At 41.2% G+C, this 17,835-nt stretch carries 10 protein-coding genes; 6 read left to right on the forward strand and 4 right to left on the reverse strand.

Annotated features, from left to right (window positions below; genetic code table 11):
• Positions 1-29: 29 nt before the first annotated feature.
• Positions 30-1,244, forward strand: a complete 1,215-nt coding sequence (locus D0T56_RS00100) for a hypothetical protein (protein WP_370458774.1) — start codon at positions 30-32, stop codon at positions 1,242-1,244.
• Positions 1,245-1,371: 127 nt separating this feature from the next.
• Here D0T56_RS00100 and D0T56_RS00105 read toward each other — a convergent pair whose 3' ends face one another.
• The 4 genes from D0T56_RS00105 to asnB all read right to left on the reverse strand — a co-directional run bounded on the left by D0T56_RS00105 (position 1,372) and on the right by asnB (position 11,292).
• The gene (locus tag D0T56_RS00105; RefSeq protein WP_163318111.1) at positions 1,372-2,790 is read right to left on the reverse strand and encodes a glutamate synthase subunit beta; all 1,419 of its coding nucleotides are present in this window, start codon (positions 2,788-2,790) and stop codon (positions 1,372-1,374) included.
• 87 nt (positions 2,791-2,877) lie between these two features.
• Entirely contained in the window at positions 2,878-7,395 is a 4,518-nt protein-coding gene (gltB, locus tag D0T56_RS00110; RefSeq protein WP_163318112.1) for a glutamate synthase large subunit, read from the reverse strand.
• Between the two features lie 23 nt (positions 7,396-7,418).
• Positions 7,419-9,596, reverse strand: coding sequence for a glutamine synthetase III (locus tag D0T56_RS00115; RefSeq protein WP_163274083.1), 2,178 nt, complete (start codon positions 9,594-9,596; stop codon positions 7,419-7,421).
• Between the two features lie 28 nt (positions 9,597-9,624).
• Positions 9,625-11,292: an asparagine synthase B gene (gene asnB / locus D0T56_RS00120; protein ID WP_163318113.1), complete on the reverse strand. Its 1,668-nt coding sequence runs from the start codon at positions 11,290-11,292 to the stop codon at positions 9,625-9,627.
• A 314-nt stretch (positions 11,293-11,606) separates the two neighbouring features.
• Between asnB and D0T56_RS00125 the strand changes: the two genes are divergently transcribed.
• From D0T56_RS00125 to D0T56_RS00145, 5 genes are all read left to right on the forward strand, one after another.
• Positions 11,607-12,341, forward strand: coding sequence for a hypothetical protein (locus tag D0T56_RS00125; RefSeq protein WP_163318114.1), 735 nt, complete (start codon positions 11,607-11,609; stop codon positions 12,339-12,341).
• A gap of 7 nt (positions 12,342-12,348) precedes the next feature.
• Entirely contained in the window at positions 12,349-12,705 is a 357-nt protein-coding gene (locus D0T56_RS00130) for a P-II family nitrogen regulator (protein WP_163318115.1), read from the forward strand.
• Positions 12,706-12,894: 189 nt separating this feature from the next.
• Positions 12,895-14,181, forward strand: a complete 1,287-nt coding sequence (locus D0T56_RS00135) for an ammonium transporter (protein WP_255490962.1) — start codon at positions 12,895-12,897, stop codon at positions 14,179-14,181.
• A gap of 150 nt (positions 14,182-14,331) precedes the next feature.
• Positions 14,332-16,971 carry a hypothetical protein gene (locus D0T56_RS00140; RefSeq protein WP_163318117.1) on the forward strand — a complete coding sequence of 880 codons (2,640 nt, stop codon included), beginning with the start codon at positions 14,332-14,334 and terminating at the stop codon, positions 16,969-16,971.
• Positions 16,968-17,429: a hypothetical protein gene (locus D0T56_RS00145; RefSeq protein ID WP_163318118.1), complete on the forward strand. Its 462-nt coding sequence runs from the start codon at positions 16,968-16,970 to the stop codon at positions 17,427-17,429. Before D0T56_RS00140 ends, D0T56_RS00145 begins: the two co-directional genes overlap by 4 nt.
• Positions 17,430-17,835 lie beyond the last annotated feature (406 nt).

A 17,835-nucleotide genomic window follows, 5' to 3' on the forward strand; every position in this document is an offset into this window, starting at 1 on the left:
AAAGGAGATTTAGTATTTACATTTAATTAATGATTATGAAAAAAAGTTTTACGAAAATTGGTTTTTATTTACTGATGGCATTTGCTGTAATAGGTCTAACAACAAGCTGTAGTAGCGATGATGACGACACTCCACCACCTGCCCCGGAAGAATTAGTTTTAAACGGTTCTTTAAGTTCGGAAAAAATTCTTCTGACAGGTTACACATATAAACTGGATAAAGGTTTTCATGTAAAATCGGGAGGTAACTTAATTATCCAGAAAGGGGTAACTATACAGGCACAGGAAAATTCGGACGATCCCGACTATATCCTGATAGAGCAAGGTGGTAAAATAACAGCTGAAGGGACAAAAGACCAGCCTATCGTAATGACCTCCAAAACAAAATCGCACGGAGCATGGGGTGGTGTTCATATTTGCGGAAAAGCCCCTATAAATTTGAATGGCGGCTCCGGAAAATCGGAAATCGGCGATGCGAACTATGGTGGTAATGTTGCGAACGACAACTCCGGCGTAATGAGATATGTACGTTTGGAATATACAGGTTTCGCTTTTAACCCGGATAAGGAATCGAACGGTTTGACCATGTACGGTGTAGGAAATGGTACAACCATTGAATATGTACAGGTTTATAAAGGTGCTGATGATGGCTTTGAATGGTTCGGAGGAACCGTAAACAGCAAGTTCCTTGTATCGACAGGTAGTGGAGATGACTCGTTCGACTGGACAGAAGGCTGGATAGGAAAAGGACAGTTTTGGGTAGCTGTACAGGATGCAGATGGCGATTGCCTAATAGAAGCCGATAACCTGAAGGATAATAACATGAACACTCCTATATCAAGCCCGACTATTGCAAACCTAACCCTGATAGGTAATAACAGCACTGAAAGTAAAAGAGGTGTAAGGCTTCGCGAAGGTACACACGTTAAAATGTATAACGCACTGATTTGCGGTAAAGAAAGTGCCTTAACCACAGAAACCACAGGGACGGAACAAAGTTTTACCGACGGAAAGTCATTCGTAGAATATACGCATGTAAGCACTGTGTTTAAAACCGGTTCTTCACTTGATTTGAAATCTGCTACAGGAAATGCCGAAGGGCAAACAATCAACTTTACAAATACATATCTGGGTAGTGTCGACGGAGGTAAAGATCTCTCATCAGACTCATTCTTTACAAAAGCTATGTACAAAGGTGCTGTTCCGGCAGACAATGACTGGACTGCGGGGTGGACTAAGAAATAATAGAAAGTTCACCGAAATTCTTCAAAAGCAGAATAGCGAGATGGTTATTCTGCTTTTATTATCCCTGCAAAAGATTGGTTATATAATCCTTATTCGACAAGTGGTAAACAGCTATCGCATAGTTTGTTTAAGTTAAGAAACTATGTATATGCTTTGCTGTTTCACGCCCTGAAGCTATACATTTAACGACAAGAGACTGCCCGCTAACACAATCACCAGCACCAAATACTTTCGGAACGTTGGTCGCACGTTTTGCATCCGTTGCTACATTTTTGCGTCCGTCAACATTCAATCCAAGTTCTTCAAGTAACCCCTCTTGTGTTGGATGTACAAATCCTAAAGCAAGGAATACCAAATCTATTTTGAGTATTTCGGGCTTTCCGATTTCTTTCATCACATGATTGCCTTTCTCATCTTTGCTCCATTCTATCTCAACAAGCTCTACACCTGTCAATATACCATTTTCACCAATAAAACGTTTTGTATTCAATGACCAACGGCGTTCGCAACCTTCCATATGAGAAGAAGAAGTTTTCAAGACAACAGGAAATGATTCGGGCCAAGGGTTCTCTATATCTTCCAACTTTGGCGGTTTGGGCAAAATTTCTATTTGAAGGATATTTGCCGCACCCTGTCTGTTGGCTGTACCAATACAGTCAGAACCAGTATCACCTCCACCAATAACCAATACATTTTTGCCTTTAGCGTCAATAATACCATCGGAATTAATCTCCTCTTTTCCAACAAGTTTATTTTGCATAGTAAGGTATTCCATTGCGTAATAAACGCCTTTCAGTTCACGACCTTCAATCGGGAGATTTCGAGGAACTTGTGAACCGACAGCCAAACAAACAGCATCGTATTCTTTCAATAAGGCTTTTGCTTTGGAATCCTTCCCGATTTCTATACCTGTAACGAACTTCACCCCTTCGGCTTCCATCAAAGCCAAGCGGCGGTCAATCACATTCTTATTCAGCTTGAAATCAGGAATACCAAAACGAAGCAAACCTCCTATCTTGGAACTTTTTTCATAGACAGTCACATCATGCCCTTTTTGGTTCAATTGATTAGCGACAGCTAATCCGGCAGGTCCCGATCCTATCACAGCAACCTTTTTACCTGTCCTTGTCTTAGGTATCTTTGGCAACATATAGCCTAAGTTATATGCCTGCTCCAACGCTGCCGCTTCATTTTCACGAATGGTTACAGGCGAACGATGCAAGGACAACACACACGATTTTTCGCAAGGGGCAGGACATATACGTCCTGTAAATTCAGGAAAATCATTCGTTTGTTGCAATACCTCAGCAGCCAACTTCCAATTACCTTTATAAATATATTCTTGCCATTCCGGCATCTTATTTCCTAATGGACACGCCCAGTGACAAAACGGAACTCCACAATCCATACAACGTGAAGCTTGCTCGCGGCGGTCTTCGGTATTTAGTGTCTGTTCTACTTCACCAAAATCAGCAATGCGGTCTTGTAGCGGACGGTATCCCGCTTCTTTCCTCTTTACTGTCAAAAATGCTTTAGGATTTCCCATAATATTAATATGAAAATTTGCCAATATGCCAATACGAAAATGAAATTTAATTTTCTCATTAACACATTCGCATGTTGTCTCATTATTTTAATAATCAAATTCTACTTCTGCTATTTTCTTTTTGATAGCTTCTATCTTTTCCTCCTGTAATACACGCTTATATTCAATCGGAGTAATCTTGATAAACTTCTCAACTTCTGTTGCCCAATTATCAAGAATACGTTTTGCAAGAGGACTATTCGTATAATTATAGTGTCGTGTAATCAGATCACGAAGTTCACGATTGTCATAAGTATCTTCGATCAATGTCAATTCGACCATCTGCATATTGCAATAATAATCGAAATCTCCGTCAACATCATATACATATGCCAATCCTCCACTCATACCAGCAGCAAAGTTGCGTCCTGTTTTTCCTAAGACTACAGTTCGACCGCCTGTCATATATTCGCAGCAGTGGTCACCTGCACCTTCAACAACAGCCATTGCCCCACTGTTTCGCACACAGAAACGCTCTCCTACACGACCGTTAATGTAAACTTCTCCTCCTGTCGCGCCATAAAGCAGCGTATTACCTGCTATTATATTTTGTTCGGGAGCGAATGTCGAAACGGCAGGAGGTACGATAATTATCTTTCCTCCCGAAAGTCCTTTACCCACATAGTCGTTTGCATCGCCTTCGAGACGGAAAGTCACACCATGAGCCAAGAACCCTCCGAAGCTTTGCCCCGCTGCACCTTGAAAAGTACATTGTATCGTATCGGCAGGAAGTCCCGCATTACCGTAACGTTTCGCAATTTCGCCCGAAAGCATTGCACCCACTGTACGGTTTGTATTTTTGATTGTGCGAGTCAATTCCACAGGCATAGACTTTTCAATAGCCAATTTGCAAGTTTTAATCAACTCTTTGTCAATCACATCATCCAATTTATGCTCTTGGTCTTTTATTCTGTGAATTGCATGTTCTTTCGCTTCAACAGGCATATATAATAAGCGTGACAAATCGAGCTTTTTCAATTTCTCGTTCGCATCGCTCTTCACATACTTCAATAAGTCTGTACGCCCTACAATTTCGTCAAGCGATTTAACTCCTAAAGCCGCCAGATATTCACGTACCTCTTCAGCCAAGAATGTAAAGTAGTTTACCAAATATTCACTGCGTCCAATGAATTTTTTACGCAACTCTTCATTCTGAGTAGCTACCCCCACAGGACACGTATTTAAGTGGCATTTACGCATCATAATACATCCCAAGACAATCAATGCACTTGTTGCAAATCCATATTCTTCCGCACCAAGCATAGTCGCCACAATAATATCATGACCTGTTTTCAATTGTCCATCTGTCTGTAAATACACCTGACCACGAAGATTATTAAGCACCAATGTTTGTTGCACTTCGGATAATCCGATTTCAAGCGGCAAACCTGCATGTTTTATCGAGCTTGCAGGACTCGCACCTGTACCGCCTTCGCAACCGCTTATAATGATACGGTCAGCTTTGGCTTTTGCTACCCCTGCGGCGATAGTCCCTACTCCGCTTTCCGCAACAAGTTTCACACTAATTTGAGCAGTAGGATTCACGCTTTTAAGGTCATATATAAGTTGTGCCAAATCTTCTATTGAGTAAATATCATGATGTGGCGGTGGTGAAATCAAAGATATTCCCGGTATGGAGTGACGTGTTTGTGCAATCACCTTATCCACTTTGAAACCCGGTAATTGTCCGCCCTCTCCCGGCTTAGCACCTTGAGCTATCTTGATTTGTATTTCATCCGCATTCACCAGATATTCGGTTGTTACGCCGAAACGTCCCGATGCAACCTGCTTGATTTTGGAACGGGCATCTGTCGCAAAACGTTCTGCCAATTCACCGCCTTCTCCTGTGTTGCTCTTTCCACCGATGGCGTTCATGGCGATTGCCATAGCTTCGTGAGCTTCACGACTGATAGAACCGAAAGACATTGCTCCTGTTACAAAGCGTTTTGTTATTGCCGAAACGGGTTCTACTTCCGATATATCAATAGGTTTCTTAGCTAAATCGAAATCCAAGAAATCACGCAAAAAAATCTTTTCAGGCTTCTTGTCTATACTTTCTGTATATTCTCTAAATTTCTTATAACTCCCTAAACGGGTTGCCATTTGCAACTTAGAAATAGTATCGGGATTCCAAGCATGTTTTTCGCCATTACGACGCCATGCATGAATACCCTGATTTATCAAACGAGGATCGTCAAATTCTCCTTCGAATGCTTCGTAAAATGCTTCGAGTGTATCACTTGCAATATCGCCTAAGTCGATACCTTCTATTTTAGAGGTAGTTCCTTTGAAATATTTGTCTATCAATTTAGAACTGATACCAATAGCTTCGAATTGTTGTGCTCCATGATAGCTTTTCAATGTAGAAATACCCATTTTTGATAAAGTCTTTAATAAGCCTTTATTTATGGATTTCACATAATGCACCATAGCCGTATGGAAATCGAGATGTATATTTCCACTCTTCACAATATCTTCGATAACGGCAAGTGCCAAATATGGGTTCACAGCATTTGCACCATATCCAAACAACAGGGCAAAGTGCATCACCTCACGAGGTTCGGCAGACTCAACGATAATATCTATCTGCATACGTTTGCGGCGGTCTACCAAGTAATGATGTACTGCCGAAACAGCTAATAATGATGGAATCGGAGCGTGTTCTTTATCCACGCCTCTATCCGAAATCACAATATAATTGCTTCCGTTGTCTACTGCTTTCTCTGCTTTTTGGCAAAGTTCTTCAAGGGCTTTTTCCAATCCATCCGCACCCTTAGTCGGGTCGAACAGCATAGGAATAACTTCTGCCTTAAAGCCTTTATATTCCAAATGCACCAATAAATCCAACTCCCTGTTAGACAGGAACGGATTTGACAATCCGACCATCTTACAGTGTTCCGGCATCGGCTCCAAAATATTCTTATGTATAGAACCTATATATCCTGCCAAAGACATGACCAATTCTTCACGAATAGGGTCAATAGGCGGATTCGTTACTTGTGCAAACAGTTGACGGAAGTAATTGAACAGGCGTTGCGGCTTTTCGGAAAGAACTGCCACAGGCGCATCGTTACCCATTGATGCTGTCGGCTCTTTACCTTCGTCAGCCATTGGGGTAAGTATTTTTTCAATATCTTCTTTATAATAGCCGAATGTTTTCAACAATTGAGTATAATTGTCTACACTATATTTAATGTTACGACCTGACGATATATCATCCAACGAGATACGGTTTTTGTCCAACCAATTACGGTACGGATAAGCTTTCGCCAGATTTTCTTTCAATTCAGGGTCATACTGAATTGTACCTGTTTCGGTATCAATCATCAACATTTTACCCGGCCTTAATCGTCCTTTTTCTTTTATTTCGGATGGTTCAAATGGTAGCACTCCCATTTCGGATGCCACAACCATTATATCATTGTTAGTCATCAGGTAACGTGCAGGACGCAAGCCGTTTCTATCCAACAATCCGCCTGCATAACGTCCATCTGTAAACAAGACTGTCGCAGGACCATCCCAAGGCTCCATCAAAATACTGTGGTATTCATAAAATGCTTTGAGGTCGTTAGAAATTGGGTTTTTATCGTTCCATGATTCCGGAATCATCATTGCCAACGCATGCGGTAGAGATTTACCCGACATCACCAAGAATTCCAATACATTATCGAATGATGCACTATCACTCATAGATGGTTGTATAATGGGCCACAATTCGCTGATATTACCCAATAAATCTGATTTAAGAACGCTCTCACGAGCTTCCATCCACAGGCGATTGCCTTTTATCGTATTTATTTCACCATTGTGAGCTACCATTCTGAACGGATGCGCCAAATCCCAAGTGGGAAATGTATTGGTACTGAAACGTGAGTGTACCATAGCGATAGCACTTGTCAAATGCGGATTCAACAAATCAGGGAAATAATGACGAAGTTGCTCCGAAGAAAGCATACCTTTATATACAATCCGCTTCGAGGAAAGGCTGACGATATAAAAAGCTTTTTTGGTAGCGAGCGAAAGAACAGTCGATTGTACGATTCCTCTTTCTACTTTCTTACGAAGCAGATATAAACGATGCTCAAGTTCGTCCTGATCCGTTCCTTCATCACCTACAACGAATATTTGTTTGATAGTCGGTTCATTGGCAAGAGCCATTTCGCCCAATATGTCGCTGTTGACAGGAACATCACGAACTGCAATCAGTTTAAGACCGTCCTTCTCAATAGATTCGGTCAACATCATCATACACGATTCAGCTTCCGCTTCACCTTTCGGCAGAAAGACAAGCCCTGTACCGTAATGCCCTTTTTCGGGAACTGCTATACCTTGCAATAATATAAATTCGTGTGGGATTTGCAGCATGATACCTGCGCCATCCCCAGTTTTATTATCGGCATTTTCTGCACCCCGGTGCATCATATTTTCCAATACCCGAAGCCCATTTTCTACAATAGCATGAGATTTAGCACCTTTCATGTGCAGAACCATACCTACACCGCAGGCATCATGTTCAAACTCCGGGTTATATAGTCCATTTTCTATTATTGCTTTTAAATTTTGCATTTTCCTGTTGGTTTATTATATCCTTATCTTATAAATAATAACTCACGATACTTAGCCAATGGCCACATTTCATTATCAACAATAAGTTCCAATTTATCAATATGATAACGTATTTCATCCAGATATGGCGCCACATTATCATGATACGAAATGGCTTTCTGACGTTCGCCTTCTATCGTGTTTGCTATTTTACGGGCATCGACCATTTCATGTACTTTTGCGTTGATAGCATTCACATGCGTTGAAATTTTTTCAATCAGGCGAAGCTGCTCTGCCCCCAGTGTCTTATAATCCTCTGTTACATCTTTCAGTTTGGATACATTTGTCAGCAATATCGACTGGTAACTAATTGCTACCGGAATAATATGGTTTAATGCCAAATCCCCTAATACACGAGACTCAATCTGGATTTTTTTCGTATAAGTTTCCCATTTTACCTCATTGCGTGCATGAAGTTCTACTTCCGACAATATGTTCCCGAACGTTTTTATACTTTGCTTCGATGTATAGGCATCGTAAATAACGGGCACACTAGTTTCACAATCTAAACCGCGTTGTTTTGCTTCGGCTTTCCATGCATCACAGTACCCGTTCCCATTAAAACGGATCGGACGGGATTCCTTGATATACTTTTTAATGATTTTGTAAAGAGCCTCTTCTTTCGATTTCCCTGATTCAATCAACTCTTCCACTTCTTGCTTGAATGTCCTTAATTGCTCAGCCACAGAGGCATTCAACGCAGTCATAGCAGAAGCACAGTTAGCCGAGGAGCCTACTGCACGAAATTCGAAACGGTTTCCCGTAAAAGCAAATGGAGAAGTACGGTTACGATCTGTGTTATCCAAAAGGATCTCAGGGATTTGACCAACCCCAAGGCTTATTTGTTTTTTGCTGTCTACTACAATAGCATCTTTTACCGAACTTTTTTCAAATTTATCCAGAATATCACTTACCTGAGTACCAAGAAATACCGATATAATTGCCGGAGGCGCTTCGTTCGCACCTAAACGGTGAGCGTTTGTTGCAGAAGAAATAGATGCTTTCAACAATCCATTATTTTTGTGTACGGCAGCCAGGATATTAACAACAAAGGTGATAAAACGCAAGTTGTCTACTTGGTTTTTGCCCGGAGACAATAAATTTATGCCTGTATCTGTAGACAACGACCAGTTGTTGTGCTTGCCCGACCCGTTAATACCTTTGAACGGCTTTTCGTGGAACAATATACGAAACGAATGTTTACGGGCAACTTTGTCCATTATTGACATTACCAACAGGTTATGGTCTACTGCCAGGTTACATTCTTCATAAATCGGAGCCAGTTCAAACTGGTTTGGAGCAACTTCATTGTGACGGGTTTTTACAGGAATACCTAAAGAATATGATTCATACTCAAGTTCTTCCATAAATTTTTGCACACGTACCGGAATAGCTCCGAAATAATGATCCTCTAATTGTTGATTTTTAGCGCTTTCGTGCCCCATCAATGTTCTTCCTGTCAGAGCCAGATCGGGACGAGCCATAAATAAATCCTCGTCAACAAGGAAGTATTCCTGTTCCCATCCGAGGTTTGATTGTATTTTTGTCACATCTTCATTAAAGTAATGTACAACATCTGTTGCCGCTTTGTTTACCTCATGCAGGGCTTTGAGAAGTGGCGTTTTATAATCCAGTGATTCGCCTGTATATGAGATAAATATTGTAGGTATACATAGTGTATCACCCACTATAAAAGCAGGAGAAGAAGGGTCCCACGCCGAGTATCCACGAGCCTCAAATGTATTGCGGAGCCCTCCTGAAGGGAAACTTGACGCATCCGGTTCTTGCTGAGCCAAAAGTTTTCCTTCAAATTCTTCTATTAGTCCGCCTTGCCCGTCATGCTCCACAAATGCATCATGCTTTTCGGCTGTACCATCTGTCAATGGATGAAACCAATGTGTGTAATGTGTCGCTCCATTTTCCAGAGCCCACATACGCATTCCCGCCGCCACATGCTCGGCAAGGAAACGGTCAACAATGGCGCCATTATCTATGGCATTTGCAATTGCACTGTAAGTTTCCCGCGACAGATATTTAGCCATCGCTTTCCGGTTGAATACTTTCTCTCCATAATAGTCTGAGGTTTTAGAAGTTGGCTTTTCAACTTTCACCGGTTGCCTTTCCGAAGCCGTTTGTACTGCTTTGAATCGTAATTTTGACATAGGATTTTTATTATATGATAGTTCGTTATTAATATGCTTTTTCATGTACTGTTTGCACTGCGCGTCCCGATGGGTCTACTTTATTTCTGAACGAGGCATCCCATTCCAGAGCAACAGCCGAACTGCATGCAACCGAAGGGACAGACGGAACTGTGCGTGCCGCCGAAGCCGAAGGGAAGTGGCTCTCGAAAATCGTCCGGTACAAATATTCCTCTTTCGACATGGGCGGGTTTACCGGAAAACGCTCTGCTGCATTCCTCATTTGTTTGTCCGACACCTTTGATGCGGCCACTTCCCGCAAGGTATCTATCCAGTTGTAGCCCACTCCGTCCGAGAATTGTTCTTTCTGTCGCCAGGTTACAGTTTCAGGCAAATATGCTTCAAAAGCTTTCCGCAGGATATATTTTTCTATTTTCCCATTGCTCCCGCACATTTTATCGTTAGGATTCAACTGCATGGCTGTATCCATAAATTCTTTGTCAAGAAAAGGAACACGCCCTTCCACACCCCATGCAGCCAATGCCTTATTTGCCCGCAGGCAGTCATAGAGGTGCAGTTTATCTAGTTTACGCACAGTTTCTTCATGAAAAGCTTCTGCACTGGGAGCTTTGTGAAAATAAAGATATCCACCGAATAATTCATCAGAACCCTCACCCGACAATACCATTTTCACTCCCATCGACTTTATATGCCTGGCCAGAAGATACATCGGTGTTGATGCCCTTACGGTAGTGACATCGTATGTTTCGATGTGGTATATAACATCAGGGAGAGCATCCAGCGCTTCTTCTACTGTGAAATGTATTTCGTGATGGATTGTCCCTATATAATCTGCCACATGCCTGGCTGCCGCCAGATCGGGAGCTCCTTTGAGCCCTATGGCAAATGAATGTAACTGAGGCCACCATGCTTCTGTTTTATGTTCTTCTTCGATCCGGTAGGAAGCATAACGCTTTGCGATAGCAGATATAATGGAAGAGTCTAGTCCGCCGGAAAGCAATACGCCGTAGGGAACGTCCGACATCATCTGCCGGCACACCGCATTTTCCAGATCCATGCGTATTTTTTCCGGATCGGATATGTTATGTTTCACATTTTCGTAAAACATCCAGTCGCGCTTATACCATTGTTTTACTTCCCCGTCTTCACTATACAGGAAATGTCCGGGAGGGAATTCTTTTATATCGGGGCATATCCCCTCAAGGGCTTTCAGTTCGCTGGCGACATAGAACTGTCCGGAATTATCGTATCCCATATACAAGGGTATGATGCCCATATGGTCACGCCCTATCAGGTACACATCTTTGGTTTTGTCGTATAATGCAAAGGCATAGATACCATTCAGTTCTTCAAACAGGCTGGTTCCTTTATCCTGATACAAAGCCAGAATAACCTCACAATCGGATTGAGTCTGAAAGTCATAGGCGGAGGAATACCGGTCCCGTATTTCTTTATGGTTGTATATCTCTCCGTTCACAGCCAGTACCATGTTTTCTTCCGGGCTGCACAAAGGCTGTTTGCCCGACTCTATTCCTACAATAGACAAACGTTCATGAGCCAATATACTTTTGCCGCAACAATATACTCCGGACCAATCAGGTCCCCTGTGGCGTATCTTTTTCGCCATCTTCAATACTTGGGGGCGCAGAGACTGTATATCTTGTACTAAATCAAAAATTCCAACAAATCCACACATAAAGCAATATATTATAATCACAATATCATTATCGAGTACAAATGTATATCATTTTATTAAACAAACAAATGTTTTAATGTCTTTATGTATTACTAATTGCAAAATATAATACAAAAGGTTATTTTTCAGCTATTCTATCAAGCTAATTGATAGTAAATTACAAATTTTCCTAAAAAAATGTTTTTATTTATTCTTTTTACAAATCAAAATAACGTACATTTGCATCATAAAACATCATATTGTAGCTACTATTGAGTTTTATTAAACTATTTGTCTTGATAAATTAATATTTAACATCTTTAAATGTTTTGCTTATGAATGTTTTATTCTTAATAAAGAAAGTCCGATGGATAATGCTTTTATCCGCATCATTATTTGTGACAAAAATCAATGCACAAACAGGTGTCAGCGTCAATCTGGAGGCTGATGTTGTCAGCAGCTATGTATGGAGAGGATTTAAACAAGCCGGGGCAAGCATCCAGCCATCATTGGGTGTAGAGTATAAGGGCGTGTCGTTATCAGCATGGGCATCTACTGATATTGCAGGAGATGATAAGAAAGAGGTGGACTTTACATTGGGCTATGCTGTTTCTGGCTTTAATGCCAGCCTGACGGATTACTGGTGGGATGGTGAATATGCCAACAGGTATTTCAGTTATCCGGCAGAAGGAAACGCTGGGCATCTATTGGAGGCATCTATCTCTTATACATTGTCCGAAGCTTTTCCGCTTACTGTATCGTGGAATACTTTCCTGTTGGGAAGAGGAAATAAAAAGGCAAATGGGGATAACTCATTTTCAACCTATATTGAAGCATCATATCCTTTTGTGGTAAAAGATATGGAATTTAGTATATCGGCCGGCTTTATACCTTGGGAAAGTGCGGTATATGGTGCGGATATGGATGGCTTTAAGTTTACGAATATTCAATTGGGAGCAACGCGGGATATAAAGATCAACGAGCGTTTCAGCTTGCCGGTTTTTGCGAATATTATTGCTAATCCTGCGGTAGAGGATATTCATTTTGTATTTGGATTCAGAATTAAATAATCAACGTATGAAAAAGATTGAAGCGATTGTACGGAAATCAAAATTCCAGGATGTACGAAAGGCTCTATATGATGCCGACATAGAGTTCTTGTCCTGGTGGGACGTGAAGGGACAGGGCGATGCTAAGCAGGGACTGATATTCAGGGGGATTGCTTATGACATAAATGCCATAGACCGGATATATTTATCATTTGTTGTGCGAAACCAGAATCTGGAGAAATCTATTGATGTTATTCTGAAATCAGCCTATACCGGTGAAAGTGGCGACGGCAGGATATTCGTTTCGGATATAGAACAGTCTATCAGGATTCGGACTAGGGACAGGGGCGAGGAATCGCTGTACAACAAAGGGGAAGAGAAATAAAACAGGTATTAGTTTAACGAATTTAAGGTAAATAAAGATATGAAGGCTTTTCTATTCAAGTATATATTAATCGGTTTTTTAGGTTTATTTTGTTTTTTGCCAGTCCTGCAGGCTCAGGATTCCGGCACACATGAAGCTGATTCTGCCAGGTTGTATTCTTCTGTAACTTCACCTGCCGCCCCTATTGATATGAATGCGGAGCAAGCGGAACCAGCAGCGTTAAATGTGGGCAATACAGCTTGGATATTGGTTGCAACCATACTGGTTATGCTGATGACTATTCCGGGACTGGCATTTTTTTACGGAGGCCTGGTACGGCGGAAGAACGTACTGAGTATTATGATGCAATGCCTTGTCCTTACTGCGCTTATCAGTGTTTTATGGATTGCCTTCGGGTATAGTTGGGTATTTGGCACTGATTACATGGATGGTGAAAATTCGCTTGGTTTCATGATGGGCGGCTTCGACAAGGTGTTTTTTAAAGGCATGGGCATTAACACTTTGTTGGAGGGGGTAAATATTCCCGAGATATTATTTGCCATGTTCCAATGCAAATTTGCGATTATAACTCCGGCTCTTATCATTGGCGCTTTTGCTGAGAGGATTAAATTTTCGGGATTCCTTCTGTTCAGCGCACTATGGGCTATAATCGTTTACAACCCGATGGCCCATTGGGTATGGGGTGGCGGTTGGATGCAGGAGATGGGAGCCATCGACTTTGCCGGAGGGACAGTTGTGCATATCAATGCCGGAGTTTCGGCTTTGGTTATGGCTATTATGTTAGGCCGCCGCAAAGGTTATCGTACAGTAGGACATCCGATACCTCCGCATAATATTCCATTCGTGGTGCTGGGAACAGCTCTGCTATGGCTGGGATGGTTCGGCTTCAATGCCGGAAGCGGATTGGCAGCCGATGGCTTAGCAGCAAACGCTTTAACGGTTACCCATCTTGCTACAGCGGTTGCTGCACTGGCGTGGATGGCTCTGGAATGGATTATCAATAAAAAGCCGACTGTTGTGGGTATCTGTACAGGTAGTGTTGCCGGGCTAGTTGCTATCACCCCTGCTGCCGGCACAGTGGATGTTATGGGAGCATTCTTTATCGGATTGATATCAGCTATGGTCTGCTTTATGATGGTAGCCTGGGTGAAACCTAAGTTGAAATATGATGACACATTGGATGCTTTTGGTGTGCATGGTGTAGGTGGATTTGTGGGCGCTATATTAACCGGGATATTTGCTACGCAGGTAATCTCGGGAGAGGGTGGCGTACAAGGCGCTTTGTATGGAGATTTTCATCAACTGGGCATACAGGTGATCTGTAATGGTGCTGCCATTGTTTACAGTGCGGTACTCACATTTGTTTTGTTCAAGATTGTGGACAAGCTAGTAGGTTTGCGTGCAACAAAAGAGGAGGAATCAATCGGATTGGATATAACTCAGCATGGTGAAATGGCGTATAATGAAGATGAGTGAAACGAAAATTGGATACTCTGAATCTCTTACAGGGTTCTCTCATAAGTAAGATATCAGGACTCTATTAAATTAAAGTTTAATATCTCCGGGCGGCACTAAACATGTCGCCTTTTTTTTTGCCTATTCTTTAGTGTAATTAAACAAAAGAAAATGGCCAAACAATTGATCGCAAGAGGACAAATTACAGTTTATACTCAGAATGATGCATATAACATCAACCAGTCTTTGAATGAATACATATTTACAGCAAACAACAACGGAACAATACCGAATGCCGTATCGTTCACTTCTGCTATAAAGGTAACTCTTGGGGATAAAAATATTACAAACTTCACTATTGGTAACATTACTATACCTACCGGTTTTTCTGCAATTACCGTAAACAATACCACTAAAACGATTACCTATTTGATTGCTGCCAATACAAGTAACTTGGCCGATAATGGTAATATTTCCATTCCTGTCATTATTAATAATGAAACATACCACCTCTCATTTGTCTGGTCAAAGTCTAAACAAGGTATTGTTGGCTCTGCAGGTGTCGATGCCAATCTTCTGGATTGGGTTTCTGACTGGGATACCAATAAAACTGTCATCAGCTCCCAATCTGTTATCACTCCTAAAATTTTTGCAGGTATAAAAAATATAAATGGAACTATAACGGGTACTGCCATCGGAAGGTTCCCTTTAGATACAATGAACCCTTCGGGGCAAATTACAACCGAAACGATAGATGGTATTTACGGATTTAAAGACGGGTACAAAACATTTTTTGTTGATAACTCCGGAAATGCCCAGTTAGGAAGGGCAAACCAGCATATAAAATATAATGCTGATACCGGAAAAGTAGAATTTGGCTCTGAAATTAGCCTGAACTGGTTAATTCCCATCCAAACTGCCAAGAATGAGGCGATCAATACAGCAGTAATTGATGCAACACAGAAAATAGCATCAATACAAATCGGAACGCGAAACTATATAAGGAACAGTACTTTTGAAGTTTCAAAAATCTCGGATGTTTTAAAGATTGAAGGTGTAACTGCAGTTATAGATACACAAGAAAAATACCTCGGTTATAATTCCATTAAGATTACACAAAATATTGCAACTACAGAAAATGCAGCTGCATACCGGGTTTATTTCAATGCTCTCAAATTATGTTCTCCTGCCAGTTTCAGTATGTGGGTAAAAGCATCTGCTACCACAAGCCTTTGTATCCGCATCGGAGGAAAAGGTACAGTAGATAAAGCTATCGACACTGAATGGAGATTGATTAAATTAGAAAATATTACTCCAAATTCGCTGGTTGTTCTTTTTGGGGTTACTAACTCAGGAATAACCTACAACATAGCGCTTCCCATGCTTGTTGAAGAATCATTGACTCTAAAAGTTGAAAAGGGTAAGATTGGCGGCTGGAATATTGTTTCCGATTCTATTTATATCGGAACGAAAAGGAATGTGTATGGTATATTCACCGATGAACAAGGCTCCATAACGATCGGTACGAATGGAATAAGGGGATATAAATGGCGCCTGGATGCTAGTGGTAATGGGGCGATAGCTGGAGGCAATATCAGTTGGGATAAAGCAGGCAATATCACTTTTGCTGAATCTGTTAAACTAAACTGGACAAGTTATACGGATAATCTGATAACAACGAATAATAAAAATATCCTACCTAAACTGACTCAAATTACGTCCACAGGTATATATACAGGAGCATTGAATGCAAGCCAGATAACAGCAGGGATAATCAGTGCCGATAGAATTGCGGCCAACAGTATAACATCAGCAAAGCTGGATGCAGTCAGTATCAAAGCAAATATTATCAATACTGATTATATTAATGGGCTATCCTGTACTTTTACTAAAGGAACAATTGGTGGTTGGAATATAATATCAGATACCATCTATCAGAAAACATCCGGAAGATATATCCTTTTCCGTGCAACAGAAGGTTATTCTTCGGTCGTATCAACTTATGGCAAACGAGGATTGACAATTTACACTGAAGACCAGTATCTGAGCGAAGGAGCCGTTAAGATTGTACAGATGGGAATGTTGGCCGACAAGAATACAGCTCAAACATACAGCTCAACTTCCAGTTATGGTTTCCGAATCATGCTGAAAGGAAGTAAAGATGCTTTTCGTGCCGATCAATACGGTGTTCTGCTTGCGGGTTGGAATGTTGACCAGGAAAGTCTTTACAGGGGGACAAAGTCAAATTTATCCTATACTTTTACTGATGCAGGAGCATCTGTAACAATAGGAACACGGGGAATAAGAGGCTATAAATGGAGACTGGAATCAGACGGTGCCGGAGCAATAGCAGGTGGTAATATTTCATGGAACACGCTTGGCAAAGTTACATTCGCAGAGTCAGTGTCTTTAAACTGGACAAAATATACGGATGATAAAGTAAACTCAATAAACATTGGTGCCCGAAACTACGCTCTTGAAACATCAAATGCCTGGACCATTTATACAGACCTTGCAAATGTGTTTAATCAATGTATATTACCTTATAAGGTATTAACCGACACATGGAAGAAAAATGATACGATAATTGTTACCTTCGATTATAAGTATTCCAATATAGTGGCTAATGCCGGTCAAAATTGTGAAATAGCCATACAGGGAAGTGGAAATGTAACAGAATGGGGTATCGGAGGATTCAATTATACGAGTTTCATCGATAAAATAGATTTTGAAAAAAAATCGGGGACTATACGTATCAGTTATTCTTTTATTGTTACGGCAGATCATCTAAAGAACAGTTTTATAATGTGAATTTCCAGCATGACTATCTGGTCGGAAGAGTGTATATAAAGAATTTCAAGGTCGAAAAGGGAACTAAAGCTACCGATTGGTCACCTGCACCGGAAGACATCAGTTCCCGTCTTACTAAAATTACTTCAACGGGGATATATACAGGAACCATCAGTGTCGGGCAGATAAATATAGACAATACCCTTGTTGTCGGAGGCAGTACCTATAACGGGAGTATATCCGTCCGTGATGCATTAAACAATACGATGGTTACTTTGAACCGTAACGGAATAACCGCCATAGGCGGATCGATAGGTGGCTGGGTTATATCTTCAAATCAAATATCCAAGAATTCTGTTGTATTCGGAGCTGACGGAACTATATCAAATGCAGGTAAATCAATGATGGTGCAGGTTATGTTGCCAATGGAAATGTTATATGGACTGCATCGGGTGCTGTTACCATTACAGGAACAATAAATGCTACTTCCGGTCAGATAGGCGGATTTGAAATAGGTTATGGCAGGATAGGTTCTGTTGCTACGGGAAATGGTGAAGGAGGAGGTCTCGCAATTTATAATGATCTTTTCAGGGTTGGCTCCTCTATCTCATATGCTCTGTTTGGAAGTGATACATTCCCTGCATCGGCAGGAGGATCTTTTACATCAGCAGGGAGAATAACCAATCATCGTTCCGGTTCTCACTTTTATGAAACCAATTGTGGTATTTATATTGATGTAAAAAATGCAACTAAGAATTTCGGAGTATATACCAATGCTCCCATTATGGCGCCTTCTTTCATCGGGAATAAATGCAAAACCATTGTATTCAGTGGCACAGGCTACAGTATTGACTTTTCCCAGTGTAATGTGTTTTTTGTTTATGG

It is taken from the genome of Dysgonomonas sp. 520 (assembly GCF_010501095.1).
GTDB lineage: Bacteria > Bacteroidota > Bacteroidia > Bacteroidales > Dysgonomonadaceae > QVMP01.